Genomic DNA, 17,720 nt, shown 5'->3' with positions numbered 1-17,720 from the left:
CCGATGAACGCCCTCCTGCCGCCCGAGCCGGGCATCCGCGTCAGCCTCGCCGAGCTGATCGAGATGCGCCATCGTGTGCGTGAAGTGCAGCTGTTTTCCACGCCGAGCCAGCGCAGCCCGCTGATTGGCCTGCACCACTCCAAGCTGCGTGGCCGTGGCGTGGACTTCGATCAGGTGCGGGTCTATCAGGCCGGCGACGACGTGCGCAGCATCGACTGGCGCGTCACCGCCCGCACACAGGAGCCGCACACCAAGCTGTTCCACGAAGAGCGCGAGCGACCGATTTTCATCATGGTCGAGCAAAGCCGACGGCTGTTTTTCGGTTCAGGGCTGATGTTCAAATCGGTACTCGCCGCCCAGGCCGCGAGCCTGATTGGCTGGGCCGCGCTCGGCCATAACGATCGAGTCGGCGGGCTGGTGTTCGGCGATAACGAACACTACGAAATCAAGCCCCGGCGCAGCAAGCAAAGCCTGTTGCAATTTCTCAACCGACTGGTGCGTGTCAATCAGTCGTTGCACACCGAAGGCGAGCAGAATCGCGATGCCCTCAACCTGGCCCTGCGTCGTGCCCGGGAGGTGCTGCGCCCCGGCAGCCTGGTGGTCGTGATCTGCGACGAGCGCGCGTTGACTGAGGGCTCCGAGCAGCAACTGAGCCTGCTGTCCCGCCATTGCGACCTGTTGCTGCTGCCGCTGTCCGATCCACTGGACCACGCCCTGCCCGCTGCCGGCCTTTTGCGCTTTGTCGAACGCGGTGCGCAACTGGAACTCGACACGCTGAATTTCGACCTGCGCCAGACCTACCGCGCCCAGGCTGAAGCGCGCATCGCCCATTGGGAATTGCTCGCGCAAAAACTGCGGGTGTTGTTGATGCCCCTGAGCACCCAGAGCGAGATGGTCGAACAACTGCGCGAGTACCTGAACCCGCAGAAACCGGGGAAGCATCGATGAGCAGCCTCGATCAACTGCAACCGCTGATTTCCCCTCCTCCGCCAGGTTTCTGGCCACCCGCACCGGGCTGGTGGTTATTGCTGTTGTTGCTGCCGCTGATCGGCTTCGGCCTGTGGAAGGCGCGGCGTTTCCTGCCGAACAAGCGCCCCATCGTGCGTGCCGAACAACCGCTGGATCCGGTACGCCTCGCCGCGCTGGCCGAACTGGCGCTGATGTCCAAACCGTACGACGGCGCACCGGCCGGTGCCTGGCTGCAGCAACTCAACGGCCTGCTCAAACGCCTGTGCCGCAACCATTACCCCTACAGCCAGAGCCACACCCTCAACGGGCGCAAATGGCTGGCATTCCTCGACAACCGCTGCCCGGCCGCCGGCCTGACGCGCTGGATGGTGCTGGTCGAAGGCGCCTACAAACCCGAATGCAAACTCGACGACAAGGCCATCGCCGGCCTGACGCAAGCCGTCGACACGTGGATTCGCAAACATGTTTGAGTTCGCCTGGCCGTGGATCTTCGCCCTGCTGCCGCTGCCCTGGTTAATGCGCATCGTGCTGCCGGTGGCCGACAGCGGCGAACCGGCGCTCAAAGTCAGCTTCCTCAGCGACCTCGAAGGCCTGGCCCGGCGCCGCGCTCGGGCCAATCTGCCGGCCTGGCGCCAGCAAGCGCCGTTCATGCTGCTGTGGCTGTTTTTGCTGATCGCCGCGGCGCGCCCGCAGTGGCTCGGCGAACCGTTGCCGATTGCCGCCAGCGGCCGTGACCTGCTGGTGGCGGTGGACGTTTCCGGCTCCATGGATTTTCCCGACATGCAGTGGCAGGACGATGAGGTCAGCCGCCTGACGCTGGTTCAACATTTGCTCGGTGATTTTCTGGAGAGTCGCGAAGGCGACCGTGTCGGCCTGATCCTGTTCGGCAGCAGGGCGTACCTGCAAGCACCGCTGACTTTTGACCGGCGCACCGTGCGGGTCTGGCTCGACGAAGCGCGCATCGGTATCGCCGGCAAGAACACCGCCATCGGCGATGCCATCGGCCTCGCACTCAAGCGACTGCGCATGCGTCCGGCGCAAAGTCGCGTGCTGATTCTGGTCACGGACGGCGCCAACAACGGCGGCGAAATCGATCCGCTGACGGCGGCGCGGTTGGCAGCCAAGGAAGGCGTGAAAATCTACCCGATCGGTATCGGCGCCGATCCCGAGGAAAGCGGCACGGCGGGATTCCTCGGTATCAACCCGAGCCTGGACCTCGACGAGCCTGCGCTGAAGGCCATCGCCGCCGCCACGGGTGGCCAGTACTTTCGCGCTCGCGACAGCAAGGAATTGCAAGCGATCAAGCAAACCCTCGATCAACTGGAGCCTGTGACTCAGCAACCGACCCAGGCCCGCCCGGCGCAGACGTTGTATCACTGGCCGTTGGCGATGGCGCTGCTGTTGAGCATGCTGCTGGTCATCCGCGAACACTGGCCGGACAACCCGTTTCAGCGCCTGTTTACCAAGGATCTGTTCTTGCAGACGCCACTGCCTGACTGGCGCCAACGGCTCAAGCGCCTGCGCCTGCGGAGGCGCCGATGAGTGCGCTGTGGCCTTACTGGTTCCGCCCGTGGTGGCTGCTGCTGTTGCCGCTGCTCGGCTGGTTGCTCTGGCAGCTCTGGCATCGACAGAAGCGCGCCGGGCGCTGGCAGATGATTCTGCCGCCGGCCTTTCATTCCGTGCTGCTTAGCGGCGGCAACGGTCGCGACAGCAAACTGCCGTGGGTCGCGCTCGGCGTGGCGTGGCTGCTGACGATACTGGCGTTGCTCGGGCCGAGCTGGGAGCGTGTCGAACAAACCAGTCAGAAACCGGCCGACCCGCTGGTGGTGATACTGGAGCTGACCCCGGAAATGCTCGCCACCGACGTAACGCCTAACCGGCTGGAACAGGCCCGGCGCAAGCTGTTCGACCTGCTGCAGAGTCGCAGCGACGCGCAGACCGCCATCGTTGTCTACGCCGGCAGCGCGCACACGCTGGTGCCGCTGTCGGACGACCTCTCCACCAGTCGTAATCTGCTGGATGCGCTCAAACCGTCGCTGATGCCCCAGGCCGGCCATCGCGCCGATCTCGCGGTGACCAAGGCCCTTGCGCTGCTGAATCAAGCCGCGTTGGGTGACGGCCGGATCCTGCTGATCGGCTCGTCCCTGACCGAACTGGAACGCGAAGGGATTCAACAGGTTCTGGACGGCAAGTCGACAGAATTCCTGATGCTCGGCATCGGCACCGCCGAAGGTGCGCCGATCACGCAGGAAGACGGCAGTTTCCTCAAGGACGATCAGGGCGCAATTCTGGTGCCGCACCTGGACGAGCCGAGCCTGAAATCGTTCGTCAACGGCCTCGACGGGCGTTATCGTCATGCGCGGCTGGACGACGCCGACCTGCGCGCCCTCGGCCTGCTCGACGGTCCACGCCATCTGCGCAACGACGGCCAGACCTTGCGCCTCGATACCTGGGCCGATCAGGGTTACTGGCTGTTGTTACCGCTGTTGCTGCTGGCGGCCTGCGCCGGTCGTCGCGGCTGGTTGTTCTGCCTGCCATTGCTGTTCCTGTTTCCGCAACCGAGCTACGCCTTCGACTTCGAAGACTTGTGGCTGCGTCCGGATCAACAGGGTCTGCACCTGCTCAAGAAGAAGCGCCCCGCCGAAGCCGCGCAACACTTCGAAGATCGACAATGGCAAGGCGTCGCGCTCTATGAGTCCGGCGACTACAGTGGCGCCGCCCAGCGGTTCGCCGAGGGCAATGACGCTCACGCCCACTACAATCGTGGCAACGCCCTGGCCAAAAGCGGAGAGCTGGAAGCCGCGCTGGATGCTTACGACCAGGCGCTGGAACGTCAGCCGGACCTGCGCCCGGCGCAGACCAACAAGGCCTTGGTGGAAAGCCTGCTCAAACAGAAAAACACACCGGCGCCCGTTGAGCCGGACAAAACCGAAGGCGACGAGACCGGAACCCCGCAGGAACCACCACCCGGCGCAGCCACCCAGCCGTCGAGCAATGGCGAACCGAAATCCGACACCCAGGCGACTGCGCCCGATGCGGAACAGTCGGATACGACACCACCGCGCCCCGGCACCAATGAGGTGCCCGGCAGCGAGTTGGGCGACGAACAAAGCACCACCCCGCCGTTGCGCCCGGCCAGCGACGCCATCGATGGCGAACAGCGCCAGGCGCTGGAGCAATGGCTGCGCAAGATCCCGGATGACCCGGGTGAATTGCTCAGGCGCAAATTCTGGTACGAACAGCAACAACATCAGGATCAGGAAAAAACTCGATGACCCGCTTCACCGCTTTCTTGCTTGCCATGTTTCTCTGGACTCTACAGGCCCAGGCTGCGGGGCTGGTCGCCAGTGTCGATCGCACTCGCCTGAACTCCGGCGAGACGGTCGAGCTGACCCTGGAATCCAACGACGTGACGCAGTTCGGCAAGCCTGACCTGACGGCGCTGGAGCCGCTGTTCGACGTGCGCGGCACCCGCCAGGTCAACCAGTTGACCACCATTAACGGCGACAGCCGCGCCACCACCCGCTGGATCATCACCTTGCTGCCTCGCCAGAACGGCAGCGTGGTGATTCCCCCGCTGCAACTGGGCGACGTGCAGAGCCAGCCGATCACCTTGCAAGTGGTGGAAAGCGAAACCCAGGATAGCACCCACAAACTGTCCCCGGTGTTCATCGACGCCAGCCTCGATCAGAGCAGCGTGTACGTGCAGGCCCAGGCGATCCTGACCTTGCGCATCTACCATTCCGTTTCGCTGTACGACGACAGCAGCCTGACCCCGCTGCAGATCCCCGATGCGCGCATCGAGCAACTGGGTGAGTCTCGCACTTACGAAAAAGACATCAACGGCCTGCGTCACGGCGTGATCGAACTGCGCTACGCGATCTACCCGCAACACAGCGGCCAGTTGATCATTCCGGCGCAGATTTTCAGCGCCACGCTGGTCGACGCCCAACCGACCAAGGACGCCGAATCGCAGGTGCCGAAGTCCGGCAAACTGATGCGCGTCAGCTCGGCCGAACTGCCGCTGACCGTCAAGGCAAAACCGGCCACTTATCCGGCTGACGCGCCTTGGTTGCCGGCCCGCAGCCTGAGCTTGAGCGAGAGTTGGAACCCTGAACCGGATCATGCGCAGGTGGGCGATTCGCTGACTCGCAGCCTGACCTTGAAGGCCGAAGGCCTGGCCAGTTCACAACTGCCACCGTTGCCGGCGACCGATGTCAATGGCTTGCGCCGCTATCCGGATCAGCCGGTGCTGGTCAACCAGAACAGCGAACGCGGTCTGATCGGCAGCCGTGAAGACCGTGAGGCGCTGGTGCCTGTTCGCAACGGTGACGTCGAGTTGCCGGCGGTGGAGGTGGTCTGGTGGAACACGTTCGAGGATCATCTGGAGCACACCAGCCTGCCGGCCCGGACCCTGCAAGTGGCGAATAATCCAGGCATGATGGTCGATAGCCCGGCGGGCATGCCGCCGGTCATTTCCGCTGCCGACAACGAAGCGCTCTGGTGGTGGAAACTCAGCACCGTGATGCTGGCCTGCACCACCCTGCTGGGCTTTGGCCTCTGGTGGCGCGCCCGCTGGCAACCGGCGATCCTGCGAGCAGCCCAGACCGGCCCGAGCCCGCGCACCGTGCTCGACGACCTCAAGCGCGCTTGCCAGGCCAACGACCCCCACGCCACCCGTCAGGCGCTCGACGCCTGGGCCCGGCAACAACCGGAAACCCTGGCCGACATGGCGGCTCGATTTGTGCCGTTGTCCGATGCGCTGGATGGTTTGAATGGGGCGCTGTACAGCGAAACCGGCCAGCATTGGCAGGGTGAAGAGTTGTGGCGCGCGATCAAGGCTATCCCGATTGCGGAGCGGGTTCACGATCCGGTCGGCGACAGTGGGTTGCCGCCGCTTTATCCCAAATAAACACTGGCTGCTGTGGCGAGGGAGCTTGCTCCCGGTGGGTTGCGCAGCGCCCCCAAAAAAGGACCGCTACGCTGTCCAGCGGGAGCAACCTCCCTCGCCACAGGCTTCGCCAGCTGCAACTAAAGGTGACCTGGAACAACCCTCCTCGGGATGATTGTTCCAGTGCAGAGGTCAGGTTATTTTTTTCCAAAGCACATTGTCACCCTCCCCCGGCGCCCACTCCGCCACGTAGGAAATATGCGCCTGAATGCAACTCCAGATGCTCCCGGAATAACTGACCCGCTCACCTTTTTCATACTTGGCATTCAGCTCCCAAGCCGGATCCTGGCCACTACCACTTAGTGTCTTGACGGACAGGACATTACTGGGGGGTGACAGCTTTCCGTTCAGATCGAGCGCTTTCACAGAATACTGGTAGGTGGTATCCGGCGTCAGACCAGTATCGTCAATCGAGGTCTGACTTCCGCTCACGGATTTGACTTCTTGACCGTCACGGTAAATCAGGTAGTTCACAATCGGTGCGCTACCGGTTGAAGCGCCCCACATCAAGCTGATGCTGGTCGATGTCTGGCCCATGCTGTGCAGGTTCAACGGAGCGGTGGGAGCCCCATCTTCTGCCAACGTACGTACTTGAATGGCCCGACTCGGCATAGAAAAATTGCCGCGAACATCGACTGCACAGATGAAGTACTCATATAGGGTTTCGGCAGCAACGCTACGATCAGTCCACTCTGAAAACGGCTCCTTGATATCAACCGTGCTCGTCCCGTTACGCGTAATACGGTAAAAGTCGATGGGGTAAACACCCGTCGCAAGATTCCAGGTCAACTTCACCTGTTTGTTCGTTATGTCGCTGGCTTTCAGGCCGGTAGGTGTATCGGGACGTTCAACTCCGTCGGGCTTCTTGAAATCCAGATCAATTACTTGATAGAAAGCCATTCCCGTATCGGCCACGACATAAATAGCCAGTAACACGTGGTAGCCCTCACGCGTGGGCAGCTGGACTTCATGTTCGGTGGGGGAAGGTGGCATCAATTCATCTGGATATTTCCAGAACGGCTGCCAATTGTTTTCCACCGTATAAAACGGCTTTGCGCCGAACTGGCTGCGCGCCAGGGGCTTGCTGGAGTCCCAACCTTCTTCGGTTATGAAATAGTCCCAGCGCCTGGCGGGGTGGTTTGCCGTAAAGTTCCATGACACACGCAATGATTCACCACTACGCACTTCGTGCTTTTGCCAGTGGTCACCGGGTTCATCAAGAAACGCACCAGTCAGCTGGCCCGCGCTGGCAATTTTTCCATCCAGAGGTGGCGTGGCGCTGAGCACATCGTCCGGAGCCAAAGGATCCTTCAAGCCGCCAACGGTCTGCGGGAAATGCTTGCCGGACTCCCGCTGGTTCAGCGCGCCTTCATCCAGTTTCCCTTCCTGCCAGGCAAAATAGGCCCGTGAAGCGGGAAAGAAAACATGACCGTGACGCGGTGCGCTGCTTTGACTAATCGTGTTCGAATTACGCTGTGACATGGTGCTTCTCCACGTTTGTTTGATCGCTACCAGGGCTCCATACCCTCCGCAACCATTAAACGCCCAGCCATGCGCCACGAATACTGTCAGAAGTAACAGGTCAGCACGTCGTTGGTCGGTTATTCAACTCCGCGATCTGCAAGAACCCCTTCAGCAACCCAAAGCATTTGCCAGTAAACTCTCTCCCCTTTCGCCGCCTCCATTTCCTCGCGGCCATTACCTATTTCCTACGGAGCTCGCCTTGCGTCTGTTTCACACCTCCGACTGGCACCTTGGGCAGAACCTGCACGGCCAGGACCGTGATTTCGAGCACGGTTGTTTCCTCGAGTGGCTGTTGCGCCAGCTGAAGCTGGACCAGCCCGATGTGCTGCTGATCGCCGGCGACATCTTCGACACGGTCAATCCGCCGGTCAAAGCCCAGGAACGTCTCTACGACTTCATCGTCAGCGCTCACGAACAACAACCGAAATTGACCATCGTGATGATCGCCGGCAACCACGATTCCGGTTCGCGCATCGAACTGCCCGCACCGCTGATGCGCCGTTTGCGCACCCACGCATTAGGTCGTGTGCTTTGGCTGGATGACGGGCAGCTCGATGCCGAGCGTCTGCTGCTGCCACTGCCGGACGCCAAGGGCAAAACCGTGGCCTGGTGCCTGGCGCTGCCCTTCCTGCGCCCTGCCGAAGTGACCGGCGCGCACTTGGGCGACAACTACTTGCGCGGGATCGGCCAGGTTCACGAGTGGCTGATCGAAGCCGCCAACGCCAAGCGCAAGAAGGGCCAGGCGCTGATTGCCATCAGTCATGCGCACATGGCGGGCGGCTCGGTGTCGGAAGACTCCGAGCGCAGCCTGATCATCGGCAACGCTGAAGCGCTGCCTGCCAGCCTGTTCGGCCCGAGCATCAGCTACGTCGCCCTCGGTCATTTGCACAAGCCACAGAAGGTCAACGGTGAAGAGCGCATTCGCTACAGCGGCTCGCCGATTCCATTGTCGTTCTCGGAAATCGGCTATCAGCATCAGATTCTCGACATCCAGCTCGACGGCGAAACCCTGGTCAGCGTGGAGCCGAAACTGATTCCCCGCGCCGTGAACCTGCAACGCATCGGCCCCGCGCCCTTGGCCGAAATCCTCCTGCAACTCGCCGACCTGCCGAACATCGATCTACTGGCGGATATTCAGCGGCAGCCGTGGCTGGAAGTCCGGGTTCGCCTCGACGAACCGCAACCCGACTTGCGCCACCAGGTCGAAACCGCCCTGCAAGGCAAAGCCGTGCGCCTGGTGCGCATCGCCGCTGAATACGCCGGCAACGGCAGCCGCGATGGCGTCGATGACGGAACTCCCTTGATCGAACTGGACCAACTCACCCCTCAGGAACTGTTCAGCCGCGCCTGGCAGGACAACTACGGCAGCGAGGTCGACGAGCAAACCCTGAAGGACTTTGCCGAGCTGTTGCAGGACGCGCAGATGGAGAGCGAGCAGCCATGAAAATTCTCGCGATCCGCCTGAAAAACCTCGCCTCCCTGGCCGGGCCATTTGAAATCGACTTCACCGCCGAACCGTTGGCCAGCGCCGGTTTGTTCGCAATCACCGGGCCGACCGGCGCCGGCAAAAGCACCTTGCTCGATGCCTTGTGCCTGGCGCTGTTCGGCGCCGTACCACGACTGAGCAACGCTCAAGTGTCGGCCAAAGCGCCGGACGCCGATGGCGAGATCAGCACCGGCGACCCTCGCACGCTGCTGCGTCGCGGCACCGGTGAAGGCTATGCCGAAGTGGATTTCGTCGGCATCGATGGCCGCCGCTACCGCGCTCGCTGGGAGGCCAATCGCGCCCGGGAGAAGGCTGGCGGCAAGCTGCAACACAGCCGTCAGAGCTTGCGCGACATCGATCTGGATCAACTGCTGGCCAGTCAGAAAGTCGAATTCAAGATCCAGCTCGAAGCCGTCCTGGGCCTCAACTTCGAGCAGTTCACCCGCGCCGTGTTGCTGGCCCAGAGTGAGTTCAGCGCGTTCCTCAAGGCCAACGACAACGAACGCAGCGAACTGCTGGAAAAACTCACCGACACCGCGCTCTACACGCGCCTGGGTCGTCGCGCGTTCGATAAGACCAAAGAAGCCCGCGAAACCCACAAGCTGTTGCAGGACCAGGCTACCGGCGTCACACCGTTGTCGCCCGAAGTCCGTGCAGAACTGGATGAACGCTTCAATGAGGCGCAGCAGCTACTTAAGTCCCAGCAAGCGCAACTCAAGCAATTAGAGCTGCAACACACGTGGCTGAAAGAGCTGCGCCAGTTGCAGGACGAACAGCTCAGCGCCACCGAACAACTGACCAGCGCCCAGCAGGATTGGCAAAGCCTGGCCGGCGAACGCTTGAAGCTGACTCGCCTGGAGCAACTGGCGCCACAACGGCACCAGTTCGCCCGTCAGACCGAACTCAGCGCCCGGCTCACGCCGCTGGCCGCGCAGATTCAGCAGCACGCCCGGCAAGAACAGGAACTGCAAACGCGTCAGACGCAACTCGAACACAGCCTAAGCGCGGCGCAAACCGCGCTGGTCGAGGCGCAAAGGCAACACACTTCAAGCACGCCCCTGCTGCGTCGTGCCTTTGAGGCGCAAAGCACCCTCGCCCGCCTGATCAAGGACACTGGCCTCAGTGCCGACCTCAAGCAGCAGGCGGAACTGGCTTGTACCGAAGGTCAACAGACGATTCAAGGTTTGCTCGATCAGCAGAATCGGGTGGCCGAGCGTCTGCAACGGATTGCCGCCGAGCTTGAGCAAAGCACCCATCTTGCGCCGCTCAGCGATGCCTGGAACGCCTACCGCGACCGTCTGCAGCAGTTGATGCTGATCGGCAATCGCCTGAACAAGGGTCAGGCGGAACTGGCGTCTCTGGAGCAGAACGCCAGCCGTGCCGCCGAAGAATGGGCCGCGCAAAAACAGAACCTGGAAGTGCTCTACAAAGAGGCCGGCGCCGAGCCGGAAGCGGTGGCCGAACAGATCCAGTTGCTGGGCAATCTGTTGCAAGACAATCGCAAGCAACTGCGCAGCTTTGAGGAATTGACGCGTCTGTGGGCCAGCCAGCAAGAACTGGACAAACGCATTACCGATCTGCAGCAACGTCAAACCGTTGTCCAGCAGGAACGCGACCGTCTGACCCAGGACGGGGTGAAAACCAAAAATGAATTGACCGTCGCCGAACAGACCCTGACGGTGACCCGCGAACTGCTGGAACGTCAGCGCCTGGCCCGCAGCGCCAGCGTCGAAGAACTGCGTGAGCAGTTGCAGGATGATCAGCCGTGCCCGGTCTGCGGCAGCCCTGACCACCCTTATCATCAGCCCGAAGCGCTGCTGCAAAGCCTCGGCCGCCATGATGAAAGCGAACAGGCCAACGCACAGAAAGCGGTGGATTTGCTCAAGGAAAAACTCACCGACCTGCGGACCGAAGTCGGCGGTGTGATCGCGCAACAGAAGGAATTGCTGCAACAGCAGGAACAACTGGTCGCTCAGCAGCAAAGCCTGACACCGAGCCTCGATGCGCACCCGTTATCGGCGCAGCTTTTCACTCAGGACACCGCAAAACGCGATGCCTGGTTGAACCAGCAAAACAGCCAGCTGAACCAAAGCATCACGCAGGACGAACAGCGGCAAACCGCCCTGCTCACCCTGCAACAGGACGCGGCGCGCTTGCAACAGCAACTGCGTAACGCCGAGACCGCGAGCCTGCAGGCGACCCAGCATCTGGCCAGCCAGCAACGCGAGTTGAGCAATGATCGCCAGCGTCTGGACGAAGAGCTGACCGCGTTCAGCACCCTGCTCCCGGCCGAAACACTGGACGCCTTGCGCAACGAGCCTGCCGCGACCTTCATGCAACTCGACCGGCAGATCGCCCAGCGCCTGGAACAACTCGACCAGCAACGGGATGAACTCAGCGAACAGCAACAACGCCAGCAGACGCTGGAGAAGGAACAGGATCGTCAACTGACCCGTGTCCAGCAGCTGGAAGCGGCTCAGCAACAATTCACCGCCCTCGCCGAACAGCAACAGGCTTGCCAGCAACAACTGACGCAATTGCTCGGCTCACACAGCAGCGCCGAACAGTGGCAGCAGCAACTGGATCAGGCTGTCGAACAGGCGCGCAATGCCGAAACGGCTGCGAATCAGGAGCTGCAATCGGTACGCACGCGGCTGGTGCAACTGGCCGCCGAACTGAAAGCGCAGCAAGACCGCCTGATCGCCCTGGAAACCGAAGACCGCGAACTGAACACGAAGATCGCCGACTGGCGCGCCTTGCATCCGGAACTGGATGACGGCGGCCTGGAGCAGTTGCTGAGCGTCGACGACCAGCAGGTCAGCGAATTGCGCCAACGGTTGCAGCACAACGAAAAAGCCATCGAACAAGCCAAGGTGTTGCTGCAGGAGCGCGATAAACGCCTGGCCAGTCATCAGGCGCAGCACAATGGCAACCTCGATGCCGAGCAACTGGCTACCGCCCTGACCGAACTGCAAAGCCAGTTTGCCGCCAGCGAGCACCGCTGCGCCGAACTGCGCGCCGAACAGGCTGAGGATCAGCGCCGGCAGAACGCCAATCAGGCGTTGGCCCAACAGATCGCCGACGCCTACACCGAGTACCAGCGTTGGGCGCGTTTGAATGCGTTGATTGGTTCCGCCAGCGGCGACACCTTCCGCAAGATCGCCCAGGCCTACAACCTCGACCTGCTGGTGCATCACGCCAACGTGCAGTTGCGCCAACTGGTGCGGCGTTATCGCTTGAAGCGCGGCGGCAGCATGCTCGGGTTGCTGGTGATGGACACCGAAATGGGCGACGAACTGCGTTCGGTGCATTCGTTGTCCGGCGGCGAAACCTTCCTCGTCTCCCTGGCACTGGCGTTAGGCCTGGCGTCGATGGCGTCGAGCACGTTGAAGATCGAATCGCTGTTCATCGACGAAGGCTTCGGCAGCCTCGATCCGGAATCCCTGCAACTGGCCATGGATGCCCTCGACGGCTTGCAGGCCCAGGGCCGCAAGGTCGCGGTGATTTCCCACGTACAGGAAATGCACGAACGGATACCGGTGCAGATTCAGGTCCACCGCCAGGGCAACGGCCTGAGTACGCTGGAGGTGAAATGAATACGCTGTACTCCTTCCGCCGCTGCCCGTACGCCATGCGGGCGCGCATGGCCCTGCGTTACTCGGGGGTTGCGGTGAATATCGTCGAAGTCAGCCTGAAGGCCAAGCCTGCCGAGATGCTTGCGCTGTCGAGCAAAGGCACGGTGCCGGTGCTGAGTGTCGACGGTGAGGTGATCGATGAAAGCCTGTCGATCATGCGCTGGACGCTGGCGCAGAACGATCCGCAGGATTGGTTGCTCAAGGATGATCCCGACGGGCAAGTGCAAATTGCTGCGCTGATTGAAGAGAATGATCAGGCGTTCAAGGTGCATTTGAATCGCTACAAGTACGCCGAGCGTTATCCCGAACAGCCGATGGAGTTTTATCGCGCTGAGGGCGAGGTGTTCTTGCGCAAGCTGGATGGATTGCTGGAGGGGCGCGATTATTTGTTGGCGGACCATCCTAGCCTGGCGGATGTGGCGCTGATGCCGTTTATTCGGCAATTCGCCCATGTTGATCGCGAGTGGTTCGGGCAGATGCCTTACGTGCGGTTGCAGGCTTGGTTGCAGCGGTTTCTGGAGTCAGACCTGTTCACATCAATAATGAAGAAATAACCGGCCCTGTAGGAGCATAGCTTGCTCGCGAAGGGGCCCTTGAGACCGCTAAAAGCTTCGCGGGCAAGCCTTGCTCCTACAAGGGCAACGGGCATTTTCAATATTTACGCAAACACCTCACACATCTGCAGCACCGAGCAATCAACCTGGAACGGCCCGAAGAAATCGCCTTGGCGTTTCATCGGCGGATTACCGGCCAGCAAGCCCATGGCCTTGTCGGTTTCGATGCTGCGAGCAAGGTTGTGATTGGCTTCAATCGACCGCGCTACTGAACCTGCCGAGGCTTGCCCGATTCCCAACAGTGAAGATCCATTGGTCACGAACGCCAGGAAGGCGATGACCCAGAGTCTGACCCCTTTCATGCCCCTGCCACTCCCGCCACGTCTGCGTGATCGACCACGGCGTTTTGTGCGCGGTGCTCGAACTGGATGGCGGGATAAGCGACCGGAATCGGTGCTTCGAATTCGTGTTGCGATTGCGCGGTAATGCTGACAACCGACACCAGCGCCACGTAAAGACCGATGGCCAGGTAGGCGCCGTATTTGGCAAAAGTGAGGATTGAGCTGGCCATGGTGTTCTCCGTGGGCATGTTTCAGTGCCCACAGAATCGATCAAAAAAGCCGTGACAACCACTCAAGGTTATCCATAGTAAGCATCAGCTTCGTTGATCATTAAGCCAGTCTATTTCAGCCTTCAATAAAACTCATCATGCGCTCGCGCGCAGCGTCGGGCTCGCCTGGGACGGGCGTAGCTGCCGATAAAATGGGGGTCGAATAGAGAAACAGAAGTATCACGGCCAGACGCATCGCCATGCTGTCGATCCTTTTTATGAGAGAAGGAGTCAATAAGTCAGCGTCAAATTTAAACTCATGGCCATGTGATATCAAGCAATGCATCAATAGCAATATGATGCTGTCGTAAACGCGTTATGCAGGAGCGACATCACTCAGGCGTTCTCGAAGCTTTTCAGCGTGATCGGCGCAAGTGACTTCGCTCCTGCATAAAGGGTGCAGGGCTCGGCTTTCAGGCTTGGGTTTTGTGATCCAGCGCGGCGTAGAAGTTGGCGCTTTGTTGCAGGTATTTCTGGGTGTAGCTCTGGGTGTGGAATTTTTTGTCGCTGATTTCAACGTTGGCACTGGCTGGCAGAGCAACGGTGGCGGAAATAGCGGAAGCGGCGATTACAGAGAAGAGATTGAAGTTCATGGCGGTATTCCTCGAAGTCAGTTGGCTTGCTTGCCCGGTGGGGCCGTGAAGCAAACTTAACCGTCGAGGCTGGCGCCTTGAAATCTTTTGTAGCATTAGCAGATATCAGCGTCATTAATAGAAGGAGGCAGGCCCCATCAACCGGGGCCTGCGGCCTATTGACGCACCAGGAACTTGAGGTCGCTCGGGGCATCCATCGGCAGTTTCTGCACGGTTTTACCCAGCAGACCGCTCTTGGCATCGCGTTCGACGACGACAATCTGGTTGCTCTTCTGATTGGCGATCAGCACGAACTGGCCACTCGGGTCGAGGCTGAACTCCCGCGGGTGATCACCTTCCACCGAACGACGTTGCAGCTCCTTGAGGTGGCCGGTGGCTGGATCGATGGCAAATACCAACAGCTGATTGGCCGTTCCGCGATTGCTGACATAAAGAAACTTGCCATCCTTCGATGCATGCAACGCCGCGGCAGCCTTGTCCGACGTCGGTTGCCCGGACGCGAGATCGACCATTTGCGTTTGCTCAAGCGTGCCGTTCTGGTAATCGAACACGGCGACCTGCGCACTCATTTCCATGGTCAGCCAGGCGTGCTTGCCATCGGCGCTGAACAGCAAATGCCGGGGTCCGCTGCCGGGCGGCAACTGGACCGAAGCCGGTGTCGCAGCAATCAATGGCAGATCCGGATTGGCCTTGGGATCGAAGCGGTAGACAAAGATCTTGTCCGCGCCAAGGTCATTGGAGAACACAAACTTGCCATCCGGCGAGGACACCGTCGAATGCACATGCGCCGACATCTGCCGCTCGGGATTGACCCGGCTGGACGGATGACTGCTCATCTGCACGACGGTTTTGAGCTTGCCATCGGCGCCCACCGGCAACACCGCCAACGTGCCGCCCGGATCTTCAGCCACTGAGTAATTGCTAACGAACAAATGGCTGGCATCGTCGCTGAGGCTCGAATGGGTCGGCTCGTTGCCCAGGCTCTGCACCTGACTGATCAGGCTCAATTCATGGGTCTTCGGATCGATCACATAACTGCTGACGCGCCCGACCGGGTCTTTCTGTCCCGGGCCGTTTTCGTTGACCACGAACAGGTGACGCTGATCCTGGGACAGGGTCAGCCAGGACGGGTTTTCACTCTTCACCACTTGCAGGGGTTTGGCGTCGATCTGCCCGGTGGCGCTGTCGAAATTCAGGCGGTAAATGCCCTGGCTCTGGCCGGCGGTGTACGACCCCACCAGCAACTGATAATGATCGACCGGCGCCGCCTGAACGCCCATGGCGCCGACGCTGCCAGCTATCAACAGTGGCCAGAAATTACGCATCCTCATTCACAGCATCCTCGTCGTCATCACCGCGAAACGCGGTCATGCACACCAACCGGTGTTCGCCGGAATCACCGGTGATCAGCCAACTTTGCAGGGTTGGATCGAAGGTCGCGGCCTCGACCTCGGCCGGGGTGAACTCCCAGTGTTTGGACACACGACCGTCGATGCATTCGATGTGCAGGTTGTCGTCTTCATCGAGAGAGAACTCAAAGGCATGCAACCCGTCGATTTCCACCATGTCGCAGTGTTCGAGGGTGCTGAGCAGGGTGTCGGTTTCGGCAGTCATGGCAGTCAATCTTTGAAGGGGAAAGACGCAATGATAGCTCAATGAGAGAGCGATCTAGTGCCGGTCACAAAATGCGTGTACACCCCTAACAACTGTGGGAGCGAGCCTGCTCGCGATAGCGGAGTGTCAGTCGACATCATCTTTGACTGTTATACCGCCATCGCGAGCAGGCTCGCTCCCACAGGGATTGTCGTTTAGCCGTTAGATGGCCTCGCGCGAAGGATACCCATTCACCAACCGCTGAATGCGCAGCGGGTTGCCATTCTTCAACGCATCCGGCAGCAACCCATCGGGGTAGTTCTGGAAGCACACCGGCCGCAGGAACCGGTCAATCGCCAGCGTGCCCACCGACGTGCCACGCGCATCGGACGTCGCCGGGTACGGGCCGCCATGGACCATCGAGTCGCAGACTTCCACGCCAGTCGGATAGCCGTTGAGCAGGATCCGCCCGACCTTCTGTTCCAGCAACGCTGTCAGCTCGCCGAACTGTGTGAAGTCGTCCGGCTCGCCAATGATGGTCGCCGTCAGTTGCCCGTGCAGCCCATGCAACGCGGCGCTGAGTTGCGCCTGATCCGCCACTTCGACAAACACCGTGGTCGGGCCGAACACTTCTTCCTGCAGGACTTCATCGCCCTCGATCAACAGGCTGACATCCGCCTTGAACAACTGCGGCCGGGCCTGATTCCCTTGCTGCGGATGACCCGCCAGGTGCGTCACGCCTGGATGCGCGAGGAGTTTTTGCAAACCTTTTCCATAGCTGCTCAAGGTGCCGGCATTGAGCATGGTTTGCGCCGGCTGATCGTTGATCAACCCCGCCACCTGCTGCACGAATGCACTGAACTGCGGCGAGCGAATGCCGATCACCAGGCCGGGGTTGGTGCAAAACTGGCCACAGCCTTGGACCACCGAAGCCGTCAGGTCACGGGCGACGGTTTCAGCCCGAGCTTCCAGCGCCTGCGGCAAGACGATCACCGGGTTGATGCTCGACATCTCGGCGAACACCGGGATCGGCTGCGCACGGGCCGCGGCCATGTCGCACAACGCTCGACCGCCCTTGAGCGAACCGGTAAAACCGACTGCCTGAATCGCCGGATGCTTGACCAGCGCTTCACCGACCCCGCCGCCGTAAATCATGTTGAACACACCGGCCGGCATGCCGGTTTTTTCGGCGGCGCGAATGATCGCATCGGCAACCTGTTCGGCTGTCGCCATGTGACCACTGTGGGCCTTGAACACCACCGGGCAAGCGGCGGCCAAGGCTGAAGCGGTGTCGCCGCCCGCTGTGGAAAACGCCAATGGAAAGTTGCTTGCACCAAACACCGCGACCGGTCCGAGGCCGATGCGGTACTGACGCAAATCGGGACGCGGCAACGGCTTGCGATCCGGCAACGCCTGATCGATCCGCGCACCGTAGAAATCGCCGCGACGCAGGACCTTGGCGAACAGGCGCATCTGACCGCTGGTGCGACCGCGTTCGCCTTGAATGCGTGCGGCCGGCAATGCGGTTTCGCGGCAGACCAGCGCAACAAAGTCATCGCCCAACGCGTCCAGTTCATCGGCAATGGCATCGAGAAATTGCGCACGACGTTCGGCACTGAGGCTGCGATAGGCCCGGTATGCGGCAGCGGCAGCCTTGGCGGCGGCATCCACTTCTTCCGGCGTTGCCTGGAGGAAATCGTGAGGCAACGCTTCGCCGGTGCTGGCGTCGATGCTCTGGAGTTTGACGGTGCCGGCCGCACTGCGCTGGCCGCCGATATAGTTGTGCCCAAGAATCTGGGTCATAA

The 17,720-nt window shown here is 61.0% G+C and carries 16 protein-coding genes; 8 read left to right on the top strand and 8 right to left on the bottom strand.

Translation table 11 applies throughout. The features are described 5' to 3' along the window. The first annotated feature begins 3 nt into the window (after positions 1 to 3). From ACA066_RS12835 to ACA066_RS12815, 5 genes are read left to right on the top strand one after another with little or no spacing between them, the layout of a single operon-like run. On the top strand, positions 4 to 948 hold the full coding sequence (locus tag ACA066_RS12835) for a DUF58 domain-containing protein (protein ID WP_497699514.1): 945 nt from the start codon (positions 4 to 6) through the stop codon (positions 946 to 948). Beyond that, a complete protein-coding gene (locus ACA066_RS12830) occupies positions 945 to 1,439 on the top strand; it encodes a DUF4381 domain-containing protein (protein ID WP_497699513.1) in 495 nt (164 codons plus the stop codon). Before ACA066_RS12835 ends, ACA066_RS12830 begins: the two co-directional genes overlap by 4 nt. Further along, positions 1,432 to 2,511, top strand: a complete 1,080-nt coding sequence (locus tag ACA066_RS12825) for a vWA domain-containing protein (RefSeq protein WP_497699512.1) — start codon at positions 1,432 to 1,434, stop codon at positions 2,509 to 2,511. The genes ACA066_RS12830 and ACA066_RS12825 overlap by 8 nt, the downstream gene beginning before the upstream one ends. Then, a complete protein-coding gene (locus ACA066_RS12820; protein ID WP_497699511.1) occupies positions 2,508 to 4,244 on the top strand; it encodes a VWA domain-containing protein in 1,737 nt (578 codons plus the stop codon). The genes ACA066_RS12825 and ACA066_RS12820 overlap by 4 nt, the downstream gene beginning before the upstream one ends. Then, entirely contained in the window at positions 4,241 to 5,881 is a 1,641-nt protein-coding gene (locus ACA066_RS12815; protein WP_497699510.1) for a BatD family protein, read from the top strand. Before ACA066_RS12820 ends, ACA066_RS12815 begins: the two co-directional genes overlap by 4 nt. Positions 5,882 to 6,052: 171 nt before the next feature. Here ACA066_RS12815 and ACA066_RS12810 read toward each other — a convergent pair whose 3' ends face one another. Next, entirely contained in the window at positions 6,053 to 7,402 is a 1,350-nt protein-coding gene (locus ACA066_RS12810; protein WP_497699509.1) for a lytic polysaccharide monooxygenase, read from the bottom strand. 241 nt (positions 7,403 to 7,643) lie between these two features. Here ACA066_RS12810 and ACA066_RS12805 point away from each other — a divergent pair, with 241 nt between their 5' ends. Genes ACA066_RS12805 through ACA066_RS12795 form a run of 3 tightly spaced genes read left to right on the top strand, consistent with a single transcriptional unit; the run spans position 7,644 to position 13,119 of the window. Continuing rightward, a complete protein-coding gene (locus ACA066_RS12805; RefSeq protein ID WP_497699508.1) occupies positions 7,644 to 8,888 on the top strand; it encodes an exonuclease SbcCD subunit D C-terminal domain-containing protein in 1,245 nt (414 codons plus the stop codon). Next, entirely contained in the window at positions 8,885 to 12,526 is a 3,642-nt protein-coding gene (locus ACA066_RS12800) for an AAA family ATPase (protein WP_497699507.1), read from the top strand. Before ACA066_RS12805 ends, ACA066_RS12800 begins: the two co-directional genes overlap by 4 nt. Further along, the gene (locus ACA066_RS12795; protein ID WP_497699506.1) at positions 12,523 to 13,119 is read left to right on the top strand and encodes a glutathione S-transferase; all 597 of its coding nucleotides are present in this window, start codon (positions 12,523 to 12,525) and stop codon (positions 13,117 to 13,119) included. The genes ACA066_RS12800 and ACA066_RS12795 overlap by 4 nt, the downstream gene beginning before the upstream one ends. Positions 13,120 to 13,223: 104 nt before the next feature. On the opposite strand, the gene ACA066_RS12790 is transcribed toward ACA066_RS12795, so the two are convergent. The 7 genes from ACA066_RS12790 to ACA066_RS12760 form a co-directional block, all read right to left on the bottom strand. Continuing rightward, positions 13,224 to 13,481, bottom strand: a complete 258-nt coding sequence (locus tag ACA066_RS12790; protein WP_497699505.1) for a hypothetical protein — start codon at positions 13,479 to 13,481, stop codon at positions 13,224 to 13,226. Next, on the bottom strand, positions 13,478 to 13,690 hold the full coding sequence (locus ACA066_RS12785) for a hypothetical protein (protein ID WP_497699504.1): 213 nt from the start codon (positions 13,688 to 13,690) through the stop codon (positions 13,478 to 13,480). The genes ACA066_RS12790 and ACA066_RS12785 overlap by 4 nt, the downstream gene beginning before the upstream one ends. Before the next feature lie 115 nt (positions 13,691 to 13,805). Then, positions 13,806 to 13,931, bottom strand: coding sequence for a hypothetical protein (locus ACA066_RS12780; RefSeq protein ID WP_263597208.1), 126 nt, complete (start codon positions 13,929 to 13,931; stop codon positions 13,806 to 13,808). 211 nt (positions 13,932 to 14,142) lie between these two features. Continuing rightward, the gene (locus tag ACA066_RS12775) at positions 14,143 to 14,322 is read right to left on the bottom strand and encodes a hypothetical protein (protein WP_497699503.1); all 180 of its coding nucleotides are present in this window, start codon (positions 14,320 to 14,322) and stop codon (positions 14,143 to 14,145) included. A 155-nt stretch (positions 14,323 to 14,477) separates the two neighbouring features. Continuing rightward, a complete protein-coding gene (locus ACA066_RS12770) occupies positions 14,478 to 15,647 on the bottom strand; it encodes a lactonase family protein (RefSeq protein WP_497699865.1) in 1,170 nt (389 codons plus the stop codon). Next, positions 15,640 to 15,936, bottom strand: coding sequence for a DUF5629 family protein (locus tag ACA066_RS12765; protein ID WP_497699502.1), 297 nt, complete (start codon positions 15,934 to 15,936; stop codon positions 15,640 to 15,642). Before ACA066_RS12765 ends, ACA066_RS12770 begins: the two co-directional genes overlap by 8 nt. A gap of 201 nt (positions 15,937 to 16,137) precedes the next feature. Further along, positions 16,138 to 17,718, bottom strand: a complete 1,581-nt coding sequence (locus ACA066_RS12760) for an aldehyde dehydrogenase (NADP(+)) (protein ID WP_497699501.1) — start codon at positions 17,716 to 17,718, stop codon at positions 16,138 to 16,140. Positions 17,719 to 17,720: the final 2 nt, after the last annotated feature.

It is taken from the genome of Pseudomonas sp. LBUM1651 (assembly GCF_059716135.1).
The sequence above is the reverse complement of the archived record's forward strand: the minus strand, read 5'-3'. Positions and strand labels throughout refer to the sequence as shown.

Coding starts and splice junctions, on each gene's coding strand:
- ACA066_RS12835 (WP_497699514.1), top strand. CDS start 4: ATGAACGCCCTCCTGCCGCCCGAGCCGGGCATCCGCGTCAGCCTCGCC.
- ACA066_RS12830 (WP_497699513.1), top strand. CDS start 945: ATGAGCAGCCTCGATCAACTGCAACCGCTGATTTCCCCTCCTCCGCCA.
- ACA066_RS12825 (WP_497699512.1), top strand. CDS start 1,432: ATGTTTGAGTTCGCCTGGCCGTGGATCTTCGCCCTGCTGCCGCTGCCC.
- ACA066_RS12820 (WP_497699511.1), top strand. CDS start 2,508: ATGAGTGCGCTGTGGCCTTACTGGTTCCGCCCGTGGTGGCTGCTGCTG.
- ACA066_RS12815 (WP_497699510.1), top strand. CDS start 4,241: ATGACCCGCTTCACCGCTTTCTTGCTTGCCATGTTTCTCTGGACTCTA.
- ACA066_RS12810 (WP_497699509.1), bottom strand. CDS start 7,402: ATGTCACAGCGTAATTCGAACACGATTAGTCAAAGCAGCGCACCGCGT.
- ACA066_RS12800 (WP_497699507.1), top strand. CDS start 8,885: ATGAAAATTCTCGCGATCCGCCTGAAAAACCTCGCCTCCCTGGCCGGG.
- ACA066_RS12795 (WP_497699506.1), top strand. CDS start 12,523: ATGAATACGCTGTACTCCTTCCGCCGCTGCCCGTACGCCATGCGGGCG.
- ACA066_RS12790 (WP_497699505.1), bottom strand. CDS start 13,481: ATGAAAGGGGTCAGACTCTGGGTCATCGCCTTCCTGGCGTTCGTGACC.
- ACA066_RS12785 (WP_497699504.1), bottom strand. CDS start 13,690: ATGGCCAGCTCAATCCTCACTTTTGCCAAATACGGCGCCTACCTGGCC.
- ACA066_RS12780 (WP_263597208.1), bottom strand. CDS start 13,931: ATGGCGATGCGTCTGGCCGTGATACTTCTGTTTCTCTATTCGACCCCC.
- ACA066_RS12775 (WP_497699503.1), bottom strand. CDS start 14,322: ATGAACTTCAATCTCTTCTCTGTAATCGCCGCTTCCGCTATTTCCGCC.
- ACA066_RS12770 (WP_497699865.1), bottom strand. CDS start 15,647: ATGCGTAATTTCTGGCCACTGTTGATAGCTGGCAGCGTCGGCGCCATG.
- ACA066_RS12765 (WP_497699502.1), bottom strand. CDS start 15,936: ATGACTGCCGAAACCGACACCCTGCTCAGCACCCTCGAACACTGCGAC.
- ACA066_RS12760 (WP_497699501.1), bottom strand. CDS start 17,718: ATGACCCAGATTCTTGGGCACAACTATATCGGCGGCCAGCGCAGTGCG.